An 18,468-nucleotide genomic window follows, 5' to 3' on the forward strand; every position below is an offset into this window, starting at 1 on the left:
ACCTCATCTGCACATGCCCGCCAATGACCGAATACATGGACGCAGCTGAATAAACCTCAATCAATAAACCCCCGCCAACTGGCGGGGGTTTCAATCCGAGTTCGGGAACGACTGCTCGCGGCCGAAGCGCTAAAGAAGGTGGAGGAGAAATGAAGCATTATGTCCCTGCAAATGACCATGCGCATTTGACCGAAACCACGTTGGCAAGACCTAAACGAGATCATCATATCGAGATCATTCTTTGCGAGGCCGAAGCGGAAGCATCGGCAGATATGCTGGTTGATTTCTATCGTGCCCTGAATGAACTGAACGAAGGCCATACATACATTACAAATATCCGCACCATTGCCGACGGCGCGGCGGGCGGACCCTTGCACTGGGCCGGGCGAACCGCGATTTTCTGGGGGGACAGCTACAAAAGCTGGCCTCTGACACCGTCGGACAAAACCTGGATCGCCCAAGTATTGAACCTGTCCTACCGATCAATTCTCGTTGGCGGTGCAGCGTTTCTTCTCGCCCAGACTAGTCGCGCAACCAAGCGGATTGCATCGGTTCACCCCAATTTTTCTGCCGCAGCGCAAGAGGTTGGCCTGATCGACGTCGGTTCGGGTACATATTGGTCCTCAGATAGCCGCACCCATAGCGCATCAACCAGATTGGGCACGTTGCGTTTGTTGTCCGATTTTGTTGCCTTTGATCACGGCGAGCATCTGGCCGAGTCAGTACGCAGCTATATCGGGTTGGCCGACAGGCAAACTACATGCGCAAGCCAACTGGCAGCTCGATTGATCAGACGTTCAAAAGCCGACCCAACGGTGCGACAGGTTGTTGAAAAGATGCAGAACAATCTGGAGGATCCGCTTAGGATACCGGAACTTGCGATGGCGCTTGGTGCATCAACGCGCCAGTTACAGCGGCGGTTTCTGGACAGAACGGGTGTAAAACTGCTGACGACGTATCGGGAACTTCGCCTAGAACGGGCCTATGGTCTGCTTCAATTTACCGAGATGACCTATCTTGAAGTGGCGACCGCTACGGGCTTTTCTTCCACAAGTGCATTGGTGCGTGCGTTCCGGGATCACTATGATGCATCGCCCGAAAGTGTACGAAATCGGCGATTTGCAGGCAAAACTCAGGCTGTTTAGCTTGATCGTGTGAATCGACAGCGCAGTCGAATGCGGTTGATATCACACTGGGCCTGAACTTTTGGCATTCACCATTCATGAGGTTGACGACAGATACGATTGTTAGTCCAGTTAACAATGCTTTGCCACCGGCCCAAATATTGGCCCGGCTAAATCCTCAGTTGCCGTCTTTCAGACAAGCTCGCAGCTACGCGCTGGCCAATTGTTGTCGTAGGACCTCTCGCTTGAGATCTGCGAAGTTGATACGCTGGTGTTTCGATCGATACGATATTGTACGGGCCGGTTATCCATCCAGGTCCGCACTGGGAAAAGAGAGCATGAAACCTAGGAATTTCGTTCCGAAAGGGGCCGCGACGTTCGACATCGATTATGACGGATCATCCAACGAGATCTATTTTCTGTTGCTGCCGAAACTCACCATGCTTGCCTTTAGCGCAGCGGTTGAACCGCTGAGGATCGCCAATCAGGTCACCAACAAAGAGCTCTACAAGTGGTTTCTGATCTCTGAGGATGGGAACCCTGTTCGATGCTCCAATGGAGTCGAAATAGCAGCTGACTTGGCTCTGCATAATTTACCGCGATCATCCAGATTGTTTGTGTGTTCAGGGATCGAACCATCGGAAAGCATTAATTCAACGATCCTTTCGTGGATCAGCCGTCAGAAAGCGTTTGGCTGCAAGCTTGGTGGAATTTGTACCGGCGCATTTACGCTGGCCAAGGCAGGCATGCTGACCGGCAAGAGGTTCACACTGCATTGGGAAAACCAACCCGCCTTTGTTGAACACTTCGAACACCTGACACCATCGGCTAACCTGTATGAGATTGACAATGATCTGATGACCTGCGGTGGAGGTAACGCGGCAACCGACATGGTACTGGACATGATTGAAACCGACTTCGGAAAGGATCTGGCCATCATCGTCTCGGATATGTGCATCCACTCACGATCCAACAATCAAAAAACGCTCCAGAAATCCGCGTTTTCTGTCGCGTTGGGCAGTCGGAACCAATACCTGATCAACGCCATCCAGATCATGCATGAGAATCTGGAAGAGCCTCTGGATATCTCTGAGATCGCCAAGATCGTTCAGATTTCTCGCCGACAGTTGGAGCGGCTGTTTCAAAAGTATGTCGAGGTTTCCCCGGTACAATTCTACATCGAGTTGCGTGTGGCGCGCGCCTACGCGTTGCTAAGCGAAACAGAAATGACCGTTGCTGAAATTGCGGCCGCCACGGGTTTCGGCAGCGCGACCCAACTGACAGTTCGGTTCAAGAAACGATACGGCGCAGCGCCGACTTCATTCAGGCGGGGCTGGTCGGGACAGAACGATTGAGAGATGCCGTGCCGGTGGACCCGTCTGCCATCGTACTCTACCAATCAGGGCTAGAGTCCGAGTTCGCCCCGCTCGGATAGCACCTATAATCTGGGAACATTAACCGCCATGGAATTGAACCAACCCGAACTTCGCCAACTTAGGCGGTCATTCCACAGACACCCCGAATTGGGCTTCAATGAAACGAAAACCAAAGCCAAAGTTGCGGCGCTGCTACGTCAATACGGGCTTGAAGTTCATGAAGGCGTGGGCGTGGTGGGTATCCTCAGGGCCGGTCAAGGCAACCGCGCGATCGGATTACGCGCAGATATGGACGCGCTACCCATTCAGGAAGCCAGCGATCATGATTACGTGTCACAAAATACCGGCATTATGCACGCCTGTGGCCATGATGGTCACATGACGATGCTGTTGGGCGCAGCAAAGACTTTGTCCTCGGATCCCGGTTTCAGCGGCACGGTGGTGTTCCTGTTTCAACCGAATGAAGAGCTTGGCCTGGGGGCCAAAGCGATGCTGGACGAAGATGTCCTAACGCGATTTCCAATCGAAGAAGTCTACGCCATACATAACCTGCCCGGGGCACCCGTCGGGCAGATGTCGACCCGAACCGGTTTAATATGCACATCGGAAAGCCTTTTCGAAATTACGATCAATGGGCAAGGCGGCCATGCGTCCATGCCGCAGTCTGGACGTGATGCGCTAACCGTGGGGGCAGAAATCGTTCTGGCGCTTCAGACAATTGTCGCACGCAAGCTGGCCCCGGGCGCCGGGGCGGTTGTGTCAGTGACCGAATTTCTGACCGACGGGCAGCGCAACGTTCTACCTGGAACGGCAACGCTAAAGGGTGATGCGCGGGCTCGCAGCCCTGAAGATCGAAACAAGATCGAAGAACACATGCGCAAGATTGCACATGGCATCGCATCCGCCCATGGCGTCGAAGTCCAAGTGGATTTCAAAACCGAATTCATCGAAACAGTCAACGCACCGACCCCGACCGAGGCTGCCATCCGCGTCGCGCAGCTATCCGGGCTGGACACACTTCCCAATCGTCAACCGATGAGCTTTTCAGAGGATTTCGCGCATTTTTGCAAAGCCGTACCCGGCTGCTTTATCCTATTGGGCAACGGTGAATCCGGCCCCAACGGTCAACCGCTGCATTCGAACGACTACGATTTCAACGATGCGTTACTGCCGATCGGCGCGGAATTCTGGGCAAATCTCGTGCACGATAGGCTTCCGCTTCAAGACGAAGACTGAACGGGGCCCAGCAACATAGCACCTTCGAACGGCCGTCAGATGAATGATCTAAGACGGCCGCTCACACTATAATTTGGACCTTACCCTTGCTAGAGCCTGATGCGGAATGCCGCAAACCCATCAGCGCCTTCACCGGCATCCTCGATGGTGACGCCTTTGACTTCGCCCATGTAGTCGCGCGCTTTTGGACCAGTTTCAAACAACACGGTAGTGTCAGAAAGCGGCGCGAACGACCAGTTTGCATCGGCCTTGGGATCGATTGTTCCTTGCTCGACGATATACCGCACGATCACGTCGCGGTTGGTGTCAGGGGCTTCGAACACGACGGTATCACCCATTGCGCCCGGGAAAGAGCCGCCGCCCGAAGCACGATAGTTGTTGGTGGCAATGATGAACTCCATGTCATCCGTGACCGCCTCACCGTTGAAGGCCAAATCTACGATACGGGCTGCATCCGGGTTGATCTCTTCCCCCTTGGGTCCAAAGCGCGACGGTTGCGATAAGTCGATCTGGTAGGTCACACCGTCCATCACGTCGAAATTGTAAGACGGGAAGTCCGGGTTTAGCAAAATCGCATCCTCTGATCCCGCCTCGATCTGGTTGAACATACCCGCCGAGCGTTCCAACCAACCCCGAACCTGTGCACCGTTCACCCGCACCGCGCGCACGGTATTGGGATACAGGTAAAGATCAGCCACGTTTTTGATCGCAACATCGCCCACCGGAACATCTGTGTAATAGTCCGGGCCGCCGCGACCCCCTGCCTTGAACGGCGCTGCAGCCGATAGAATGGGCAGACCCTCATGTTCGGTGCCCTTCATCATCTCTTCGACGTACCATTTCTGCGCGATCGAGACGATTTGCACCGATGGGTCATCCGCAACTAACGCGAAGTAGCTGTGCAGCGGAGCCGAAGTCTTGCCGACCGCGCGGCGTACATAGGCCAGTGTTTCGTCGTGATCTTTCGCGACCGAGTCCAGCACCTTCTGATCGTCGCCAACAAGTGCCGTGATCGAACGATCTTCGTTGCGCTTTGAAATCGGGCGCGCTTCAGACGTGGTCGTCACCACGCGCCATTCGTTTCCGTCGCGCTCAAGCAGCAGGTCCAGCAGGCCAAGATGCGACCCCCAGAAGCCGCCCATGACCGCAGGTTTACCCATCAAGGTCCCCGTTTCGACATCAATTCCAGGGCGATCCGCAAAGGTAGCGGACGGGAATACCAGGTGATTATGCCCGGTCACCAGCGCATCGATGCCATCAACCCCCGCCAAAACGACCGAAGCATTTTCCATTCCATCAGCATGATCAGCATCCCCAATGCCTGAATGCGACAGGGCAATGATCAGGTCACACCCTTGTTCTTGCATCTCGGGTACGTAAGCCTGCGCCGTTTCGACTATGTCACGCGCCTGCACGTTGCCTTCCAGATGCTTGCGATCCCAGTTCATGATCTGAGGCGGAGTAAATCCGATGACACCAACCTTGATCGGATGCTTGCTGCCATCCCCCATTTCAATCTCACGCTCAAGGATGGCATAGGGCTTCACCAGAGTCGTATCATCGCGGGGGGATGCCCCAGTCTCTTTTGCAACATTGGCCAGAACCACGGGGAATTCTGCACCAGCAAGCGCTTTATCAAGGAAATCTAGGCCATAGTTGAACTCGTGATTGCCCAAAGTGGCAGCGTCATAACCAACAGTATTGAAGGCAGTGATGATCGGATGGCTGTCGCCTTCTTTCATGCCCCGCTCATAGGCGATGTAATCGCCCATCGGATTGCCTTGCAGAAAATCTCCATTATCGACGAGCAGCGAATTTGTCGCCTCGGAACGAATCTCATTGATGATCGAAGCGGTCCGCGACAGCCCGACAGTATCGCGCGGTTTGTCCGCATAGTAATCGTATGGGAACACGTGAACATGGATGTCAGTGGTTTCCATGATCCTCAGATGCGCCTGATTGTTGGCCGCCGCCGCCGAAAAGGGATGCAAGGTGATGGCAGCAGCGCTGGCGGTCGTAGTGGCAAGAAACTGACGGCGCGAAATCAAACTACGATTGGAATAGGACATAAGGCACCTCTCAGGTTTGTAGATCGACGCGTGTTCTGGATGCTTTTCACAACAAGGGTATGACAGTGAAGATCTTTGCATCAAACATGTCGAACTTGGGGGTAGGATCCTAAAAGCCTATTGTATTGAATTGCTCAGTCCAAGCCACTTTACGCACCAAAGGCGATTGCAGCGAACTGCCCCCATCGTCAGTCCATCCAACCAATGGATGGCGGTTTCCGCGAGAGCGCTAGCTGAAAGTCAGACCCCCGAACAGCGGTCAAAGAGCGCCGCAACGCGCATTAGACCCTTGAGCCTACCGGACGTGATCTCGACGCGGTTTTGCCGTCTGTACCAACGCTTGTCATATTTGACCGGGGTCTTGCGCGGACCATAAACGGCATGAGCGGCACGTCAGCGCATATCATTGTGAATGAAAAAGACTATTTCTCTCAATACACACCTATCGTCGAACCGGGGCTTTCTAGGCGACTTCGGGATGAAGGGTCTAGGCGTGCTATCTGCGCGTCAGCCAGCCGATGAACTCAATCATGATTTCAGTTCAATTTTCCAATCGGGAAAAAAGTGAAAGCTGCAAGTCAATGGCTTCCGAACTTGACGAAGTTACAATGGCCAAAACTGTTTGCAAAGCAAATACCCATTGCCTTTTCCACCAAAGCAACTAGTAGAGACGCGACTTCGTATTCGGGCCCCCTCTGACTTTCCTGCGCAGACTTAGATAATGAGCGATTTTGTCATGACACAGACATCACTGGACAACCTGCTACACAAACTTAATGCGAAGCAGGCTGTGATCGGGATTGTTGGACTGGGATATGTCGGACAGCCCCTGGCCCTCAGATATACCGAAATTGGATACCGGGTCATTGGCTTCGACCTGGATGCCACAAAGGTGCAGGACTTAAACTCCGGTCACAGTTCGATTGAGCATATCGACGATGCCCGCATCACAGCGGCACGGGAAAATAGGTTCGAGGCTACCACGGATTTTTCGCGTATCGCTGAGGCGGATGGCATTATGCTTTGCGTGCCAACGCCACTCAACAAATATCGCGAGCCTGATCTGAGCTTTGTCACCGACACGTGCGATCAGATAGCAGATCATTTGCGTCCGGGTCAGGTTATTGCGCTGGAAAGCACAACTTATCCAGGCACAACCAAAGAAGAAGTTTTGCCTCGGCTTGAGAAGAACGGCCTCAAGGTCGGCGAGGATATTTTTGCGGTCTACTCACCTGAACGGGAAGACCCAGCCAACCCGGATTTTACCACCAATACCATCCCAAAGGTTGTCGGCGGGCATACAGGCGCCTGCCTGAAAGCGGGTATCGCGCTTTATGAACACGCAATTAATAAACTTGTACCAGTAAGCTCGACTGAAACTGCCGAGATGACAAAGCTTCTGGAAAATATCCACCGGGCGGTAAACATTGGCCTTGTGAACGAGATGAAAATCGTTGCTGACCGCATGGGGATCGATATTTTTGAGGTTATCGACGCGGCCGCGACCAAACCCTTCGGGTTCACGCCTTACTATCCGGGTCCGGGACTTGGAGGGCACTGCATCCCTATCGATCCATTTTACCTGACCTGGAAAGCACGTGAATACGGCATCAACACACGCTTCATCGAATTGGCCGGTGAAGTGAACACGGCGATGCCGGAATATGTGTTTGGCAAACTCGCCAATGCGCTGAATGATCGCAGCAAAGCGATTCGTGGCAGTAAAATTATGGTTTTGGGCATCGCGTACAAAAAAAATGTCGACGACATGCGTGAGAGCCCTTCTGTCAGCTTGATGGAGCTGATCCGAGACAATGGCGGAGACCTCAGCTACTCGGACCCCCATGTGCCCGAGTTTCCCACGATGCGGGAACACTTCTTCGAATTGTCATCTGAGACCCTTACCCCTGAGGTTCTGTCGGAGCAGGATGCAGTTATTCTGGCGACTAATCACGATGCCTTTGATTATGAGTTGATCAAAAAACACGCGAAGCTCCTCATCGACACCCGCGGTAAATACCGTACCTCTGAGCAAAATATTGTTCGTGCTTAAATGAAACTGCGACCGGCTCTGCGTAGCTGGGCCGGAACATCTGGCGGATGGTACTTAGGAACGGCTGTCGCTCGTATGACCGCTTACGCGGGACCAAAACTCTGAATGGTTTGACGGTGTCCTAAGCGCTGGATGAATGCGCTGAGAATTGGACCCGCAAGGAAAAAATGTCGGCACTTTCCTGCCATTCCAATCAATTCATAGGTACGAACACCGCCTAAACAACTGGCGGCGCATGAAACGCGCGTTGTTCCGGTGCAGGTAGGCAGATATAGTTGCGGGAAATGTCAGGCCGCCTTCGGGTACAGGAAGATTGGCTGTTGACGAGTTCCAATTGTGAGCAATCAAGGGCCAAAACGCGTGAGCTTGAAAAACCGCAACACCCCGCCTCAGCGCCATGAGCTGCGAAAGGTGCGTAATCAGGGGAACAGTTTCCTGGCGCTTGCCTTCATTTTCAGCGTTTTTGTCAATCTGCTTATGCTGACCGGACCGCTGTTCATGCTACAAGTGTATGATCGGGTCCTTGGGTCACGCTCGGTCGAGACTTTATCAGCGCTATTTCTGCTTGTCGCGCTGCTTTATGCGCTGATGGCGATGTTGGACTATGCGCGCGGCCGAATTGTGGCTCGGTTCGGAGCGCGATTTCAATCGGCACTCGATGAACGCGTGTTTGAAGGGACCATGCGACGCGCATTGTTCCCACAGGTTCGATCAGCGCCTGCGACTGCATTGCGAGATCTGGAATCGATCCGTGCATTATGTGCCTCGCCCGTTTTGTTGGCGGTAATGGACATCCCTTGGACTCCAATCTTTGTGGCTGCAATTTTCCTGTTCCACCCGTTGCTAGGCTGGTTGGCCGTCGCAGGCGGAACGCTTCTGGTTGTTATCGCCCTACTGAACCAAGCGTTGACCCATCGCAAAGTGGCAGATGCTCAAATCGCCTCTGCCAAAGCAAATGCATTTTCTGAACACGCCAGACAAGCTGCCGAGGTCGTCAGATCTCAGGGCATGCAGGAAGATGTCTCAAAACGCTGGTTGAACCAACGCACCGAGGCGCTTTCTCAATCCATATCCGCAAGCGACTGGACCGGCAGCTTTACTTCGTTGACTAAGTCTCTGCGGCTGTTTTTGCAATCCGCCATGCTGGCGCTTGGCGCGTTGCTGGTTCTGCGCAACGAAATGACGCCCGGCGCTATGATTGCTGGCACGATCCTTCTAGGTCGCGCTTTGGCTCCGGTCGAAATGGCGGTGGGTCAATGGTCGATGATCGAACGCGCGCGCACGGCATGGATTAACCTGAACACATTTCTTGATTCAACGCCCCCCGAGGCGTCGCGCACCAAACTGCCCGTTCCCAAAGCACATCTTGTCGCAAAGGGCCTGACGGTGATCCCTCCGGGCGCGAAGACACCGACACTACGGAATGCGGCACTTGAGTTGCGCCCCGGCACAGCTCTGGGTGTGATTGGTAAAAGTGGGTCTGGCAAAACGACCCTAGCCAAAGCGTTGTTGGGCCTTTGGCAACCGGCGGCAGGGGAAATCCGTTTGGCCGGCGCTACACTTGATCAATACGACCCTGATGATCTTGGGCAACATATTGGCTATTTGCCCCAGCAAGTGACCCTCTTTAACGGAACGGTTGCTGAAAACATCGCCCGAATGTCACAAACCCCTGATCCCGAAGCTGTAGTTGCCGCAGCGAAAACAGCCAATGCGCATGAGCTGATTCTGGGGCTTGAGAAAGGATACGATACCTTCCTTGAGGGCAATGACAGCCAGCTTTCCGGTGGGCAGAAACAGCGGATTGCATTGGCGCGCGCTCTCTATGGTAATCCGGTATTGTTGATTCTGGATGAGCCAAACTCGGCCCTGGATGCAGACGGAACCCTCGCCCTGAACAACGCGGTCCGCGAGCTCAAGAGCGCGGGCAAATCCACGATTATCATGACGCACCGGCCTCAAGCGATCTCGGAATGCGACGATCTTGTCGTTGTCGAGAAAGGCCAGATCGTCAAATCCGGTGGGCGCGATGAAGTTTTGAACACGATGGTCCAAAACGCCAACGTTATCAAAAGGCACCTGAACAAGGTGGGTGAATAATGGCAGACAAGAGTTCACGTCCCGTTTGGAGTATTAAAGCGCCCGCTTTTGTCGGCCTTTTGGCTCTGGCAGTTTTGATCCTGGGACTGGGATTATGGAGCGTCCGCACTGAGCTGGCCGGTGCTATTATCTCGCAAGGTGTGATCGAAGTTCAGAGCAATCGTCAGGTCATCGAACACCCCGATGGTGGCGTTGTAGGCGAGATATTCGTACGTGACGGTGACGCAGTGGCGCGTGGGGACATGATGCTGCGGCTTGACGATACGTTTTTGGCCTCGGAGCAAACGATCGTGGAATCTCAGCTATTTGAGTTACTTGCCCGAAAGACCCGGCTAGAGGCTGAACGGGATGGTGCGAACGCAGATACGTTAAAGCAAAATCTGCAAGAGCTCAAAGCCCGCGAATCGATCGACGACGATCTGTTGGAAGGCCAACAACGTCTGTTCAACGCCAGGTTGGAAACGCTGACCCAGCAGATCGACCAGCTTGGGAAACAGAAAATACAGATCCAGAACGAGATTGAGGGGACGCAGGCGCAATTGGCGTCACTGAATACTCAGGTCGAATTGATCAGAACGGAGCTCGAAGATCAGCAAGGTTTGCTTGATCGCGGCCTGACACAGGCCAGCCGCGTTTCTGCATTGCAGCGGGAAGAGGCAAATCTAACAGGGCAAATCGGCAGCCTCGAATCCACAGTTGCGCGACTGACAGGCCAGATCGCCACGACCGAGATTCAAATTGTTGAATTGCAGGCCACGCGGCGCGAAGAAGCCATCACCGAGCTTCGGGATGTGCAGTCTCGCGTTGTAGAACTGGCGGAACGTCGTCTTTCCCTTTCCGAGCGTTTGTCGCGTCTAGACATCCGTGCACCCGTCGCTGGCACAGTTTATGACAGTCAGGTTTTTGCCATCCAGTCTGTGATCCAGCCGGGTGAGCCGATGATGTATGTAGTGCCGCAGGATACGCCCTTGTTGGTCGCAGCACGGGTGGATGCGTTGCATGTGGATCAGTTACATCGCGGACAGGAAGTCGCCCTGCGCTTTCCCGCATTCAATCAACGCGACACGCCCGAGCTGAATGGCCGTGTGATCAATGTCTCAGCAGATTCATTCACAGATGAGACGAGCGGCTTTACCTTCTACCGTGCTGAAGTTGTGCCTGACGAAGGACAACTGGACCGTTTGAATGGTCAGGAACTGTTGCCGGGTATGCCTGTCGAAGCCATGATCAAAACTGATGAACGCACTCCGCTTTCCTACCTGGTCAAACCATTGGCAGATTACTTCTACCGCGCGTTTCGAGAATAGCACCGATCACGCAATCGCATTCAAACTGCCTCGATATTGCCAAGCAGTATTGAGGTCATGTCGACCGACAGATCACTATCAACAATTGTGACCTCTGCTCCGGTTTCGTAGGTGACGTTGCTGCGTGAAATTCCGGATAGATCCGCATTTGCATCCAGAAAAACCCACTCAGCGTTGTGCGCAGAAGGCTGGCCGACCGCAACCTGAAGAATTGCCAGTGCATCCAACGCGTTTACCGATCCGTCCCGGGTGATATCGGCCGCAATGTAATTTTCGGCCGTTGCCGGACCCCATGTCGGATCAAGTCCAACCGACATGCGCAAAACCTGCAATGCATCCAGCGCTGTTATCTCGCTGCTTGCCGTTAAATGAGATTTGATGATGTCCAATTGGCCGGAAAACGCGCCGTCTGGTAGATCCAGATCAAATTCACCTTGTGCATTTGCCTGCGCAACAACTGCAGACCCTCCGTCTGGGGTGAACCGGATTTCAGCATTTCCCAACGCTGCGTTTGGAGTCGTCGAATTCAGCGTGAACCCACCAGCTACCCCGTCTGATGAGTTGTTATCCGGCCCGCTACCCAGATTGACAGGAATATGATCGGGACCACCAAACCCTGCGCCGAATACCTGCTCATTTGTCAGGGACGTGCCATTAGCTGAAACAAGTTCTATCGTTTCGTCGCGATAAGCGATTTGGGCGCCTCGAGCGGTGGAAGTGAAATCCAACTGCGCTGGGGTGCGCAGAAAAGGATAATCAGTCAGATCCAAACGGTCGGTGCCGGCCTGAAAGTCCGTGATCACAGTCGGGCCACTTGTTTGACGGATCACAAAGATGTCCGCGCCAGCACCACCCGTCATGGTCGTGGAACTGGTGCCCGTAATCAGCATATCGTCCCCTGCTCCGCCGTCCAGAATAGTGTCCAGTACACCGCCTTTTAGCATGTCGTCCTGCGCGGTTCCGGTTACTGTTCCGAACCCTTCGGCAACAATTCCAAGGTCGGCAATCGATACGCTCAGCTGAGTGAGCCCTGCATCCTGTTGAGATGATACAAATATCTGCAGCTCATCCCCCATATGCGCAACGCTGATCGTTTGGACATTTTGCAATCCACTGTCCAGGGTATCAGCAAAACTATCCATATGGATGAGCTGCCCGTCCGGCGTCATTGTAAACAGCGTGATCCCATCATCCCCGCCCCCAGCCACCACGAAAACCCGACCATTAACTTCAAGAATTGAAAGATCCTGTACGGCCCCAAACCGGGTATGCAGGGTATCCAGAATATGATCCGTCGGCTTTAACTGCCCGCTGGCGTCCAATTCCATAACGCTTAGCGAATTGCTCTGCGATCCGGCCACAACAATCCATGACTTTCCATAGGCTTGAATTGTCTCAACCGCCGTAGGAGAACTGATGCCCAGCGTTTGGATATCGTCATTACCGGCAACCTCAGAGAGCACGCCACTGCCTTGATCGATCGAATATGACGAGATTGTTCCACTGGTTGCATCTGCGCCGACAATGAAATGATTCGAACCCGATTGCAGGGTCTGAAGCGTACTGGCAGACGCGTTGATGCTATGCGCCGGGCTCAGCGATCCATCACCATTGATACTATAGGTGCCGATCTGGCCTGTGTCCTCATGCGCAAGCGCAAGCAAGTCGCCAGCCCCAATCGTTACCTGGACCGCTGCAGCAATATCCCCGCCGCCCGACAAGGCATTGGTTTCTTGCAAGGCACCGATAGTGCCATCCGCGTTTAGTTCATAACCCACAAGCCCTGTGGCAGTATCGACGTCGAGGACCAGTTGATCATTGCCCGCCAGATGAATCGGGGTTCCGCTGTGCCCGACCTGATAGGCAATCGAGGCATCGAAATATTGTTGGTCCTGTTCTTGTGGGCCAGCCCCCTCCACAAGGCGCCAAGACACGAGCCCTCCCCCGGATCCGCTCGTGCTGTAAAGATACGTTTCCCCGTTAAACGTTTTTAAAGCCGTATCGCCGATACCTGAATCGAGCGCTGCGGTCCCCGTTGCCACCACTCTTTCGAACTGAAGCATCATCGCCCGTTACCCCCTGCCACCCCTGGCAACACATTCAGGATGAAGCGATGTTCGGTTCTGAACCAGAACAGAAGTGTGGTGAAAACAAGGACTTCAGTTCCAGATTAACTCAAATTTTTCGCAGCGGTCGAATGGCTCAGAAGATCAAACCACAGACCAGATCGGCCGAAAACAGCATATCACGCAACGACCAGCGTCCATCTAATGAGAGGGCAAAATGACCAAAGATACCGTTTCGACCAATAAATCGACCACGGACGCCGGGCCCGATGCGCAACGTACGCGCCATATCCGCAAATGGTTCGACAAAAAACTTCAGCGATGGGTAGGACGCGGGGTTGCTGGCGGCCTTGGCTCGACACTATTCGCATTACCAGCTCTTGCGCAGGCCACCGATGAACAGCTTGCGTCTCATCAGTTTGCTGAGTCAATTCCGGGCGTTCGGGTGGCAAAGCTGCTTTCGAATGGCGACGTGCAGCTGAAACTGACAGATGGGCGGACGATTGTTGTCTCTGCCGAGAACGTACAGATTCTGGAAAACGGCACCATAATGGTCGCAGATGAAGTCGTCGGCGAAATTGCACAATTAGGTCTAGCCGCAGAGGCCGCAGGTGCGACCGCAGCGACCGCAGGTGGCGTAAGCGGTGCCGGGCTGGCCTTGGGCGGGCTGGGAATAGCCGGTGCTGCAGCTGCCGGTGGCGGAGGCGGCGGCGGTGGAGACAGCGACGATGAAACTGATGCCGAACCCACCGTTACCCCCTCACCTCCTCGACCGCCCAGCCTGAACCTGGCTGAGCTGCAATCAAACGCATTGAGCAATCTCAGCAGCCAAACAACAGCGCCGGATGGAACAACGACTGTCGAAGTTACCATCGGATCGGTGACAAAATCAGTCACTCCTGCAGGCGACGGAAGCTGGAGCGTTTCACTGACGCAGGCCGAGGCAGCGGCCCTGCCTCAGGGGATCTCGGATGTTTCCGTGCGCCATCTGGATGGTAGCGGGATGGAGCTATCGGCTGAAACCGCAAGGTTCGACGTTGATACCATTCCGCCGGTCCTGACCATCGATACATTCTCGGCGGGTGCGGTAATGAATGCTGCAGAACAAGGTACAAATCTCGAAATCTCTGGCACAACGGATGCCGAGAATGGGCAGACCGTAACGGTAGCGATTGGTGGGCAATCCTATAGTGGCACCGTTTCGGGCGGCGGCTGGAGCGTTTCGGTGCCCGCTTCAGATCTTACCACGCTGCCAGACGGGTCAAGCGTCACGGTGACGGCTGATGTATCGGATCGCGCTGGGAACCCAGCAGCTCAGGCCAATGGAAGTTTTGACACTGATCTGACCGCGCCTGATCTGACATTAAACCCAGTGGGTGGCGGTTCAATAGATCTGGCCGATGTCGTTGGGGATCTTGTCTTGTCGGGCACGACCACAGCTGAAAACGGCCAGATGGTCAATGTATCTTTCGACGGTCAGGATTACACGGGTTCTGTATCGGGCGGCAGTTGGTCAGTGACGATCCCGAATGCCGATTTGTCTGGTTTGACTACCGCTGTGCCCGCATCCGTTTCAGTTGCCGTCAGCGACACTGCAGGCAATCCGGCAACACCGATATCAGTATCCGTTCCGGTCGATCTTACGGGCCCATCAATTGCAATCACTCCCTTGTCGGTCGGGGCTATCCTGAATGCGGTCGAAACCGGATCTGACCTGGTCGTAAGCGGGACAACAGGGAACGTAACCGACGGGCAGCAGGTAACAGTAACCCTTGATGGGCAGACTTATACCGACTCGGTCTCGGGCGGCAGTTGGAGTGTGACAATCCCCAGCGCCGATCTCATTGCGCTTGCCGATGGCGGAGACTTCAATATCACAGGCGACGTGACGGACGCCGACGGCCTTGTCGCCCCGCAAGCCAGCGTCAACTTATCCAAAGATGTCACCGCCCCAACTCTGAGTATCGACAGTTTTTCGGACGGAGCGGTTTTGAATGCTGCGGAACGTAGTACGAACTTGACCATTGCGGGCACTACATCCGCCGAAGATGGTCAGACAATCACCGTAAATCTGAACGGCCAATCCTACACTGGACAGGCCTCAACCGGGGGTTGGTCGGTGAGTGTCCCCTCGGCGGATTTGGCGGCGCTACCCGATGGGGCCACGATCAGCGTGACAGCGGATGTCTCGGATGCCGCCGGCAATCTGGCGATACAGGCGACCAACAGCTTTGACACGGACTTCACCGCCCCGTCGCTCGCCATATCATCACTGTCAGGTGGAGCGGTAGTCAACCTGACCGAACAAGCAACGGATCTGGTGATCTCGGGAACTTCTGATGCGGCCAATGGTACGCAAGTTTCGGTACAGATCATCCAATCCGGAGGTGCGATTCTGACCGGCGGAACCGCCACTGTAAATGGTGGCATCTGGACATTCACAGCGGCTGCTGCCGATTTGAGCAGCCTGCAGGACGGGCAAACGTATGACGTGAACGCCTCAATCACGGATGCGGCTGGCAACACGAATGCTGCGACTACCAGTTTCAGCACCGACCTCAGCGCACCAACAATTGCGTTGAACCCGCTTTCGGTTGGATCGGTTCTGGATATCGTTGAACAGGGAACAGACCTCAATGTGTCGGGGACAACAAATGCCGAGGACGGGCAGATTGTAACGATTAGCCTTAATAACCAGACCTACAGTGCGGTGGTTTCCGGTGGCTTGTGGAGCTCAAGCATTCCTTCGGCGGATTTGGCCAGTTTGGCCGATGGAGGCAATTTTGCGGTCACGGCATCGGTTCAAGACACCGCAGGAAACCCGGCAAACGATGCGACAATCATGTTGGCCACGGATTTCAAACCTATCCTCTACATCGATGATCTTGGTGCCAATAGTGCCGTGTCGCTGAGCGATGCACAAAACACTGGAATGACCGTATCAGGCAGTTCCGCAGGCCTGTCAGCCGGACAAGCGGTCGATGTTACACTTAACTCGGTCTCGCTTGGTTCGGCGACGGTTGCGGCCGATGGGAGCTGGACCCTGTCCGCGCCTGCCGCAAGCTTTGCCTCGATTGAAGCGGGAGACGCCCTCGATTTCGCGGCACAGGCGACAGTCGCAGGCGGCCCCGATCCTGATCCGGTGTCCGAACACGCGATTGCTCATGTTCCGGCGGCCTACACCATCGTTGAAGCCGATCGCAGTGGAACGACAGTGACGTTCGAGGTCTACGCAGATTCCGATCGCGATATCTCAAGCGGTCTGGCCTTTACCGCCGAGCTGGGGTTCGATCCTTCGGTGGCGACCTACGATAGCGGCTCCGAGACAGAAAACCCTGACTTCAATCTCTTTCTGGCTAACCCGAATGGAGGTTCCGCAATCAGTTTCGCGGGCGCGGCCACGAGCTATGGGGACTTATCGCAGCCTGTGGTGACATTTGCCATGACAGTTCAGGACGCGAGCCAACCCATCGTTTTGACGTTGACCACTCCAGACGGAGGGCCATCACAGCTCCATCTCGGCACCAGTGGGAATGATACCATTACGGGCTCGGATGTTGATGATGTCATCCGCGGCAACCAGGGCGACGACACCATAGATGTGTCCGGGGCGGGTCGAGACGTCATCGTTTTCGAAGCTGACCCATCTTCAAATGGCATTGATACGATCAATGGTTTCACACTGGGCCCAGCAGCCAGCGTTTCTGACGCCTTGATGTTCCAGGGGTTGAATACCACATCGCTTCGCGGCGACGGGACCGGTGTGGAGACCTTGGTGGCCGGCGGCACAATTGGTGCCAACACCGGGTTCGTCGGGCTGGAGACCACGCTTTCGGACCTTGATCTGGATACAATCACTAGCGCAGCCGAAAACCTGAATGGTGCTCAATCAGGTGATGAGATGTATCTGCTGGCAACGGACGGCACTGACAGCATTCTGGTCAAGGTTGACTACTCTGGCCCAGATTCGGCGTCGGTCGAAGCGCTTGCACAGTTCGATGGCCTTTCCGATCTGAGCAGTTTGTCCGACGACAACATCCTGATCACTGACCCAACTGGCGCTTCAGCCTAAACGGCGCTCGTAGCTTGGGGCGATGCACAAATGTAGCCTCGCCTCTTCAGAACAAGAGGATCACATGGCAGAGAACGGCCTTTTCCCAGTCAGCCTTGTACGGCACAGGAATCGATTCTGGCGCCGGTTCACATCATACCAATTTGTTGCAGAGATGGACGCCTGTCCCATCGTCATCTCAGAAGTTCCGCAAATTGCCACATCTTTTCCGATTGTGTTCCTGTCAAACCAAACAGGTTTTTCTCCCGTCGCACTATTCTCAGTCATCCCGGAAATGGCACCGCCCTTCGTCGACCAAAACGGTCGCTGGCTTGCGCCTTATGTGCCCTCAGCGTTGCGTTGCTTTCCATTCCAGGCAGAAGCTTTAAAAAAGAGCGACTCTCGGTCACGTCTGTTTGTCGACGAGGATTCAGGGTTGGTAACACATGACCCTAAGGACCAACCATTTTTTACAGTGGACGGACTTTTGACGCAGGATCTCTGCCGTGTGCGCCGCTTTCTGCAAAATCGCCTGGCCTCGGCAAACAAAACGGACCAAGTCTGCTCTTTGATCGCTGAAATGGGTCTGCTTGTACCACTGGACGAACAGAATGGCATCACTTTGACCGAGGGTTACTGGGGCGTTGATCCAATTCTGCTGGAACGATTGCCCGAGTCTAACAAATTGGCCCTGCTTTCCAGCGGCGCGCTACGGCTGATTCACGCTCATCAAGTATCCCTGTCGCATTGCACGTGGCTGTCCAGTGCGCAGAGCCAATCAGGCACGAAGAGTTCAGAACAAAACGACACCTTTGGCGGATTCATGACTGCACTTGCTGAAGAGGTTCGGCACGGGCAATGCAAGGAGGGCGCGATCCATGCAATGGGTTAAGTTCGGGCTTGGAATCCTTGGCATAACAGCGGAGTTGCTGTCAGTTTCAGCCTGCACCTCAACGCCCAACCTAGCCGATGTCGAGACATCTTTAACGCGAGGAACGACCGGAGCAAGCGCAACAGCACGATCTAAAAAACTGTCAAAGAACGCTTTTGACCAACAAGTGCGAAAGGCTGTTCAGAGCAGTTCGA

General features: G+C 54.5%; 10 protein-coding genes and 1 pseudogene. 8 read left to right on the forward strand and 3 right to left on the reverse strand.

The annotated features are described in order from the left end of the window. Window positions 1-149 precede the first annotated feature (149 nt). The 3 genes from ACR0MP_RS18575 to ACR0MP_RS18585 all read left to right on the forward strand — a co-directional run bounded on the left by ACR0MP_RS18575 (window position 150) and on the right by ACR0MP_RS18585 (window position 3,736). Window positions 150-1,145: a helix-turn-helix domain-containing protein gene (locus tag ACR0MP_RS18575; protein ID WP_480887528.1), complete on the forward strand. Its 996-nt coding sequence runs from the start codon at window positions 150-152 to the stop codon at window positions 1,143-1,145. 317 nt (window positions 1,146-1,462) lie between these two features. After that, a complete protein-coding gene (locus tag ACR0MP_RS18580) occupies window positions 1,463-2,479 on the forward strand; it encodes a GlxA family transcriptional regulator (protein WP_170394570.1) in 1,017 nt (338 codons plus the stop codon). A gap of 108 nt (window positions 2,480-2,587) precedes the next feature. Beyond that, window positions 2,588-3,736: an amidohydrolase gene (locus tag ACR0MP_RS18585; RefSeq protein WP_480887530.1), complete on the forward strand. Its 1,149-nt coding sequence runs from the start codon at window positions 2,588-2,590 to the stop codon at window positions 3,734-3,736. A gap of 89 nt (window positions 3,737-3,825) precedes the next feature. Here ACR0MP_RS18585 and ACR0MP_RS18590 read toward each other — a convergent pair whose 3' ends face one another. Both ACR0MP_RS18590 and ACR0MP_RS18595 read right to left on the reverse strand, forming a co-directional pair. Continuing rightward, entirely contained in the window at window positions 3,826-5,805 is a 1,980-nt protein-coding gene (locus ACR0MP_RS18590) for a bifunctional 2',3'-cyclic-nucleotide 2'-phosphodiesterase/3'-nucleotidase (RefSeq protein ID WP_170611928.1), read from the reverse strand. A 240-nt stretch (window positions 5,806-6,045) separates the two neighbouring features. Next, a pseudogene (locus ACR0MP_RS18595) lies at window positions 6,046-6,171 on the reverse strand (IS5/IS1182 family transposase); the annotation flags it as partial. Window positions 6,172-6,541: 370 nt separating this feature from the next. On the opposite strand from ACR0MP_RS18595, the gene ACR0MP_RS18600 reads away from it, so the two are divergent. From ACR0MP_RS18600 to ACR0MP_RS18610, 3 genes are all read left to right on the forward strand, one after another. Continuing rightward, on the forward strand, window positions 6,542-7,858 hold the full coding sequence (locus ACR0MP_RS18600; protein ID WP_480887532.1) for a nucleotide sugar dehydrogenase: 1,317 nt from the start codon (window positions 6,542-6,544) through the stop codon (window positions 7,856-7,858). Window positions 7,859-8,218: 360 nt separating this feature from the next. After that, window positions 8,219-9,958 (forward strand): type I secretion system permease/ATPase, encoded by a 1,740-nt coding sequence (locus ACR0MP_RS18605; RefSeq protein WP_170394562.1) that lies wholly within the window; start codon window positions 8,219-8,221, stop codon window positions 9,956-9,958. Further along, window positions 9,958-11,265 (forward strand): HlyD family type I secretion periplasmic adaptor subunit, encoded by a 1,308-nt coding sequence (locus tag ACR0MP_RS18610; RefSeq protein WP_170394559.1) that lies wholly within the window; start codon window positions 9,958-9,960, stop codon window positions 11,263-11,265. Before ACR0MP_RS18605 ends, ACR0MP_RS18610 begins: the two co-directional genes overlap by 1 nt. A 20-nt stretch (window positions 11,266-11,285) precedes the next feature. Here ACR0MP_RS18610 and ACR0MP_RS18615 read toward each other — a convergent pair whose 3' ends face one another. After that, window positions 11,286-13,199 (reverse strand): dockerin type I domain-containing protein, encoded by a 1,914-nt coding sequence (locus ACR0MP_RS18615; RefSeq protein ID WP_480887534.1) that lies wholly within the window; start codon window positions 13,197-13,199, stop codon window positions 11,286-11,288. 349 nt (window positions 13,200-13,548) lie between these two features. Between ACR0MP_RS18615 and ACR0MP_RS18620 the strand changes: the two genes are divergently transcribed. Further along, window positions 13,549-17,403: an Ig-like domain-containing protein gene (locus ACR0MP_RS18620; RefSeq protein ID WP_480887536.1), complete on the forward strand. Its 3,855-nt coding sequence runs from the start codon at window positions 13,549-13,551 to the stop codon at window positions 17,401-17,403. 64 nt (window positions 17,404-17,467) lie between these two features. Next, window positions 17,468-18,274 carry a SapC family protein gene (locus ACR0MP_RS18625; RefSeq protein ID WP_480887538.1) on the forward strand — a complete coding sequence of 269 codons (807 nt, stop codon included), beginning with the start codon at window positions 17,468-17,470 and terminating at the stop codon, window positions 18,272-18,274. Window positions 18,275-18,468 lie beyond the last annotated feature (194 nt).

Source organism: Ruegeria sp. K3, from assembly GCF_056531845.1.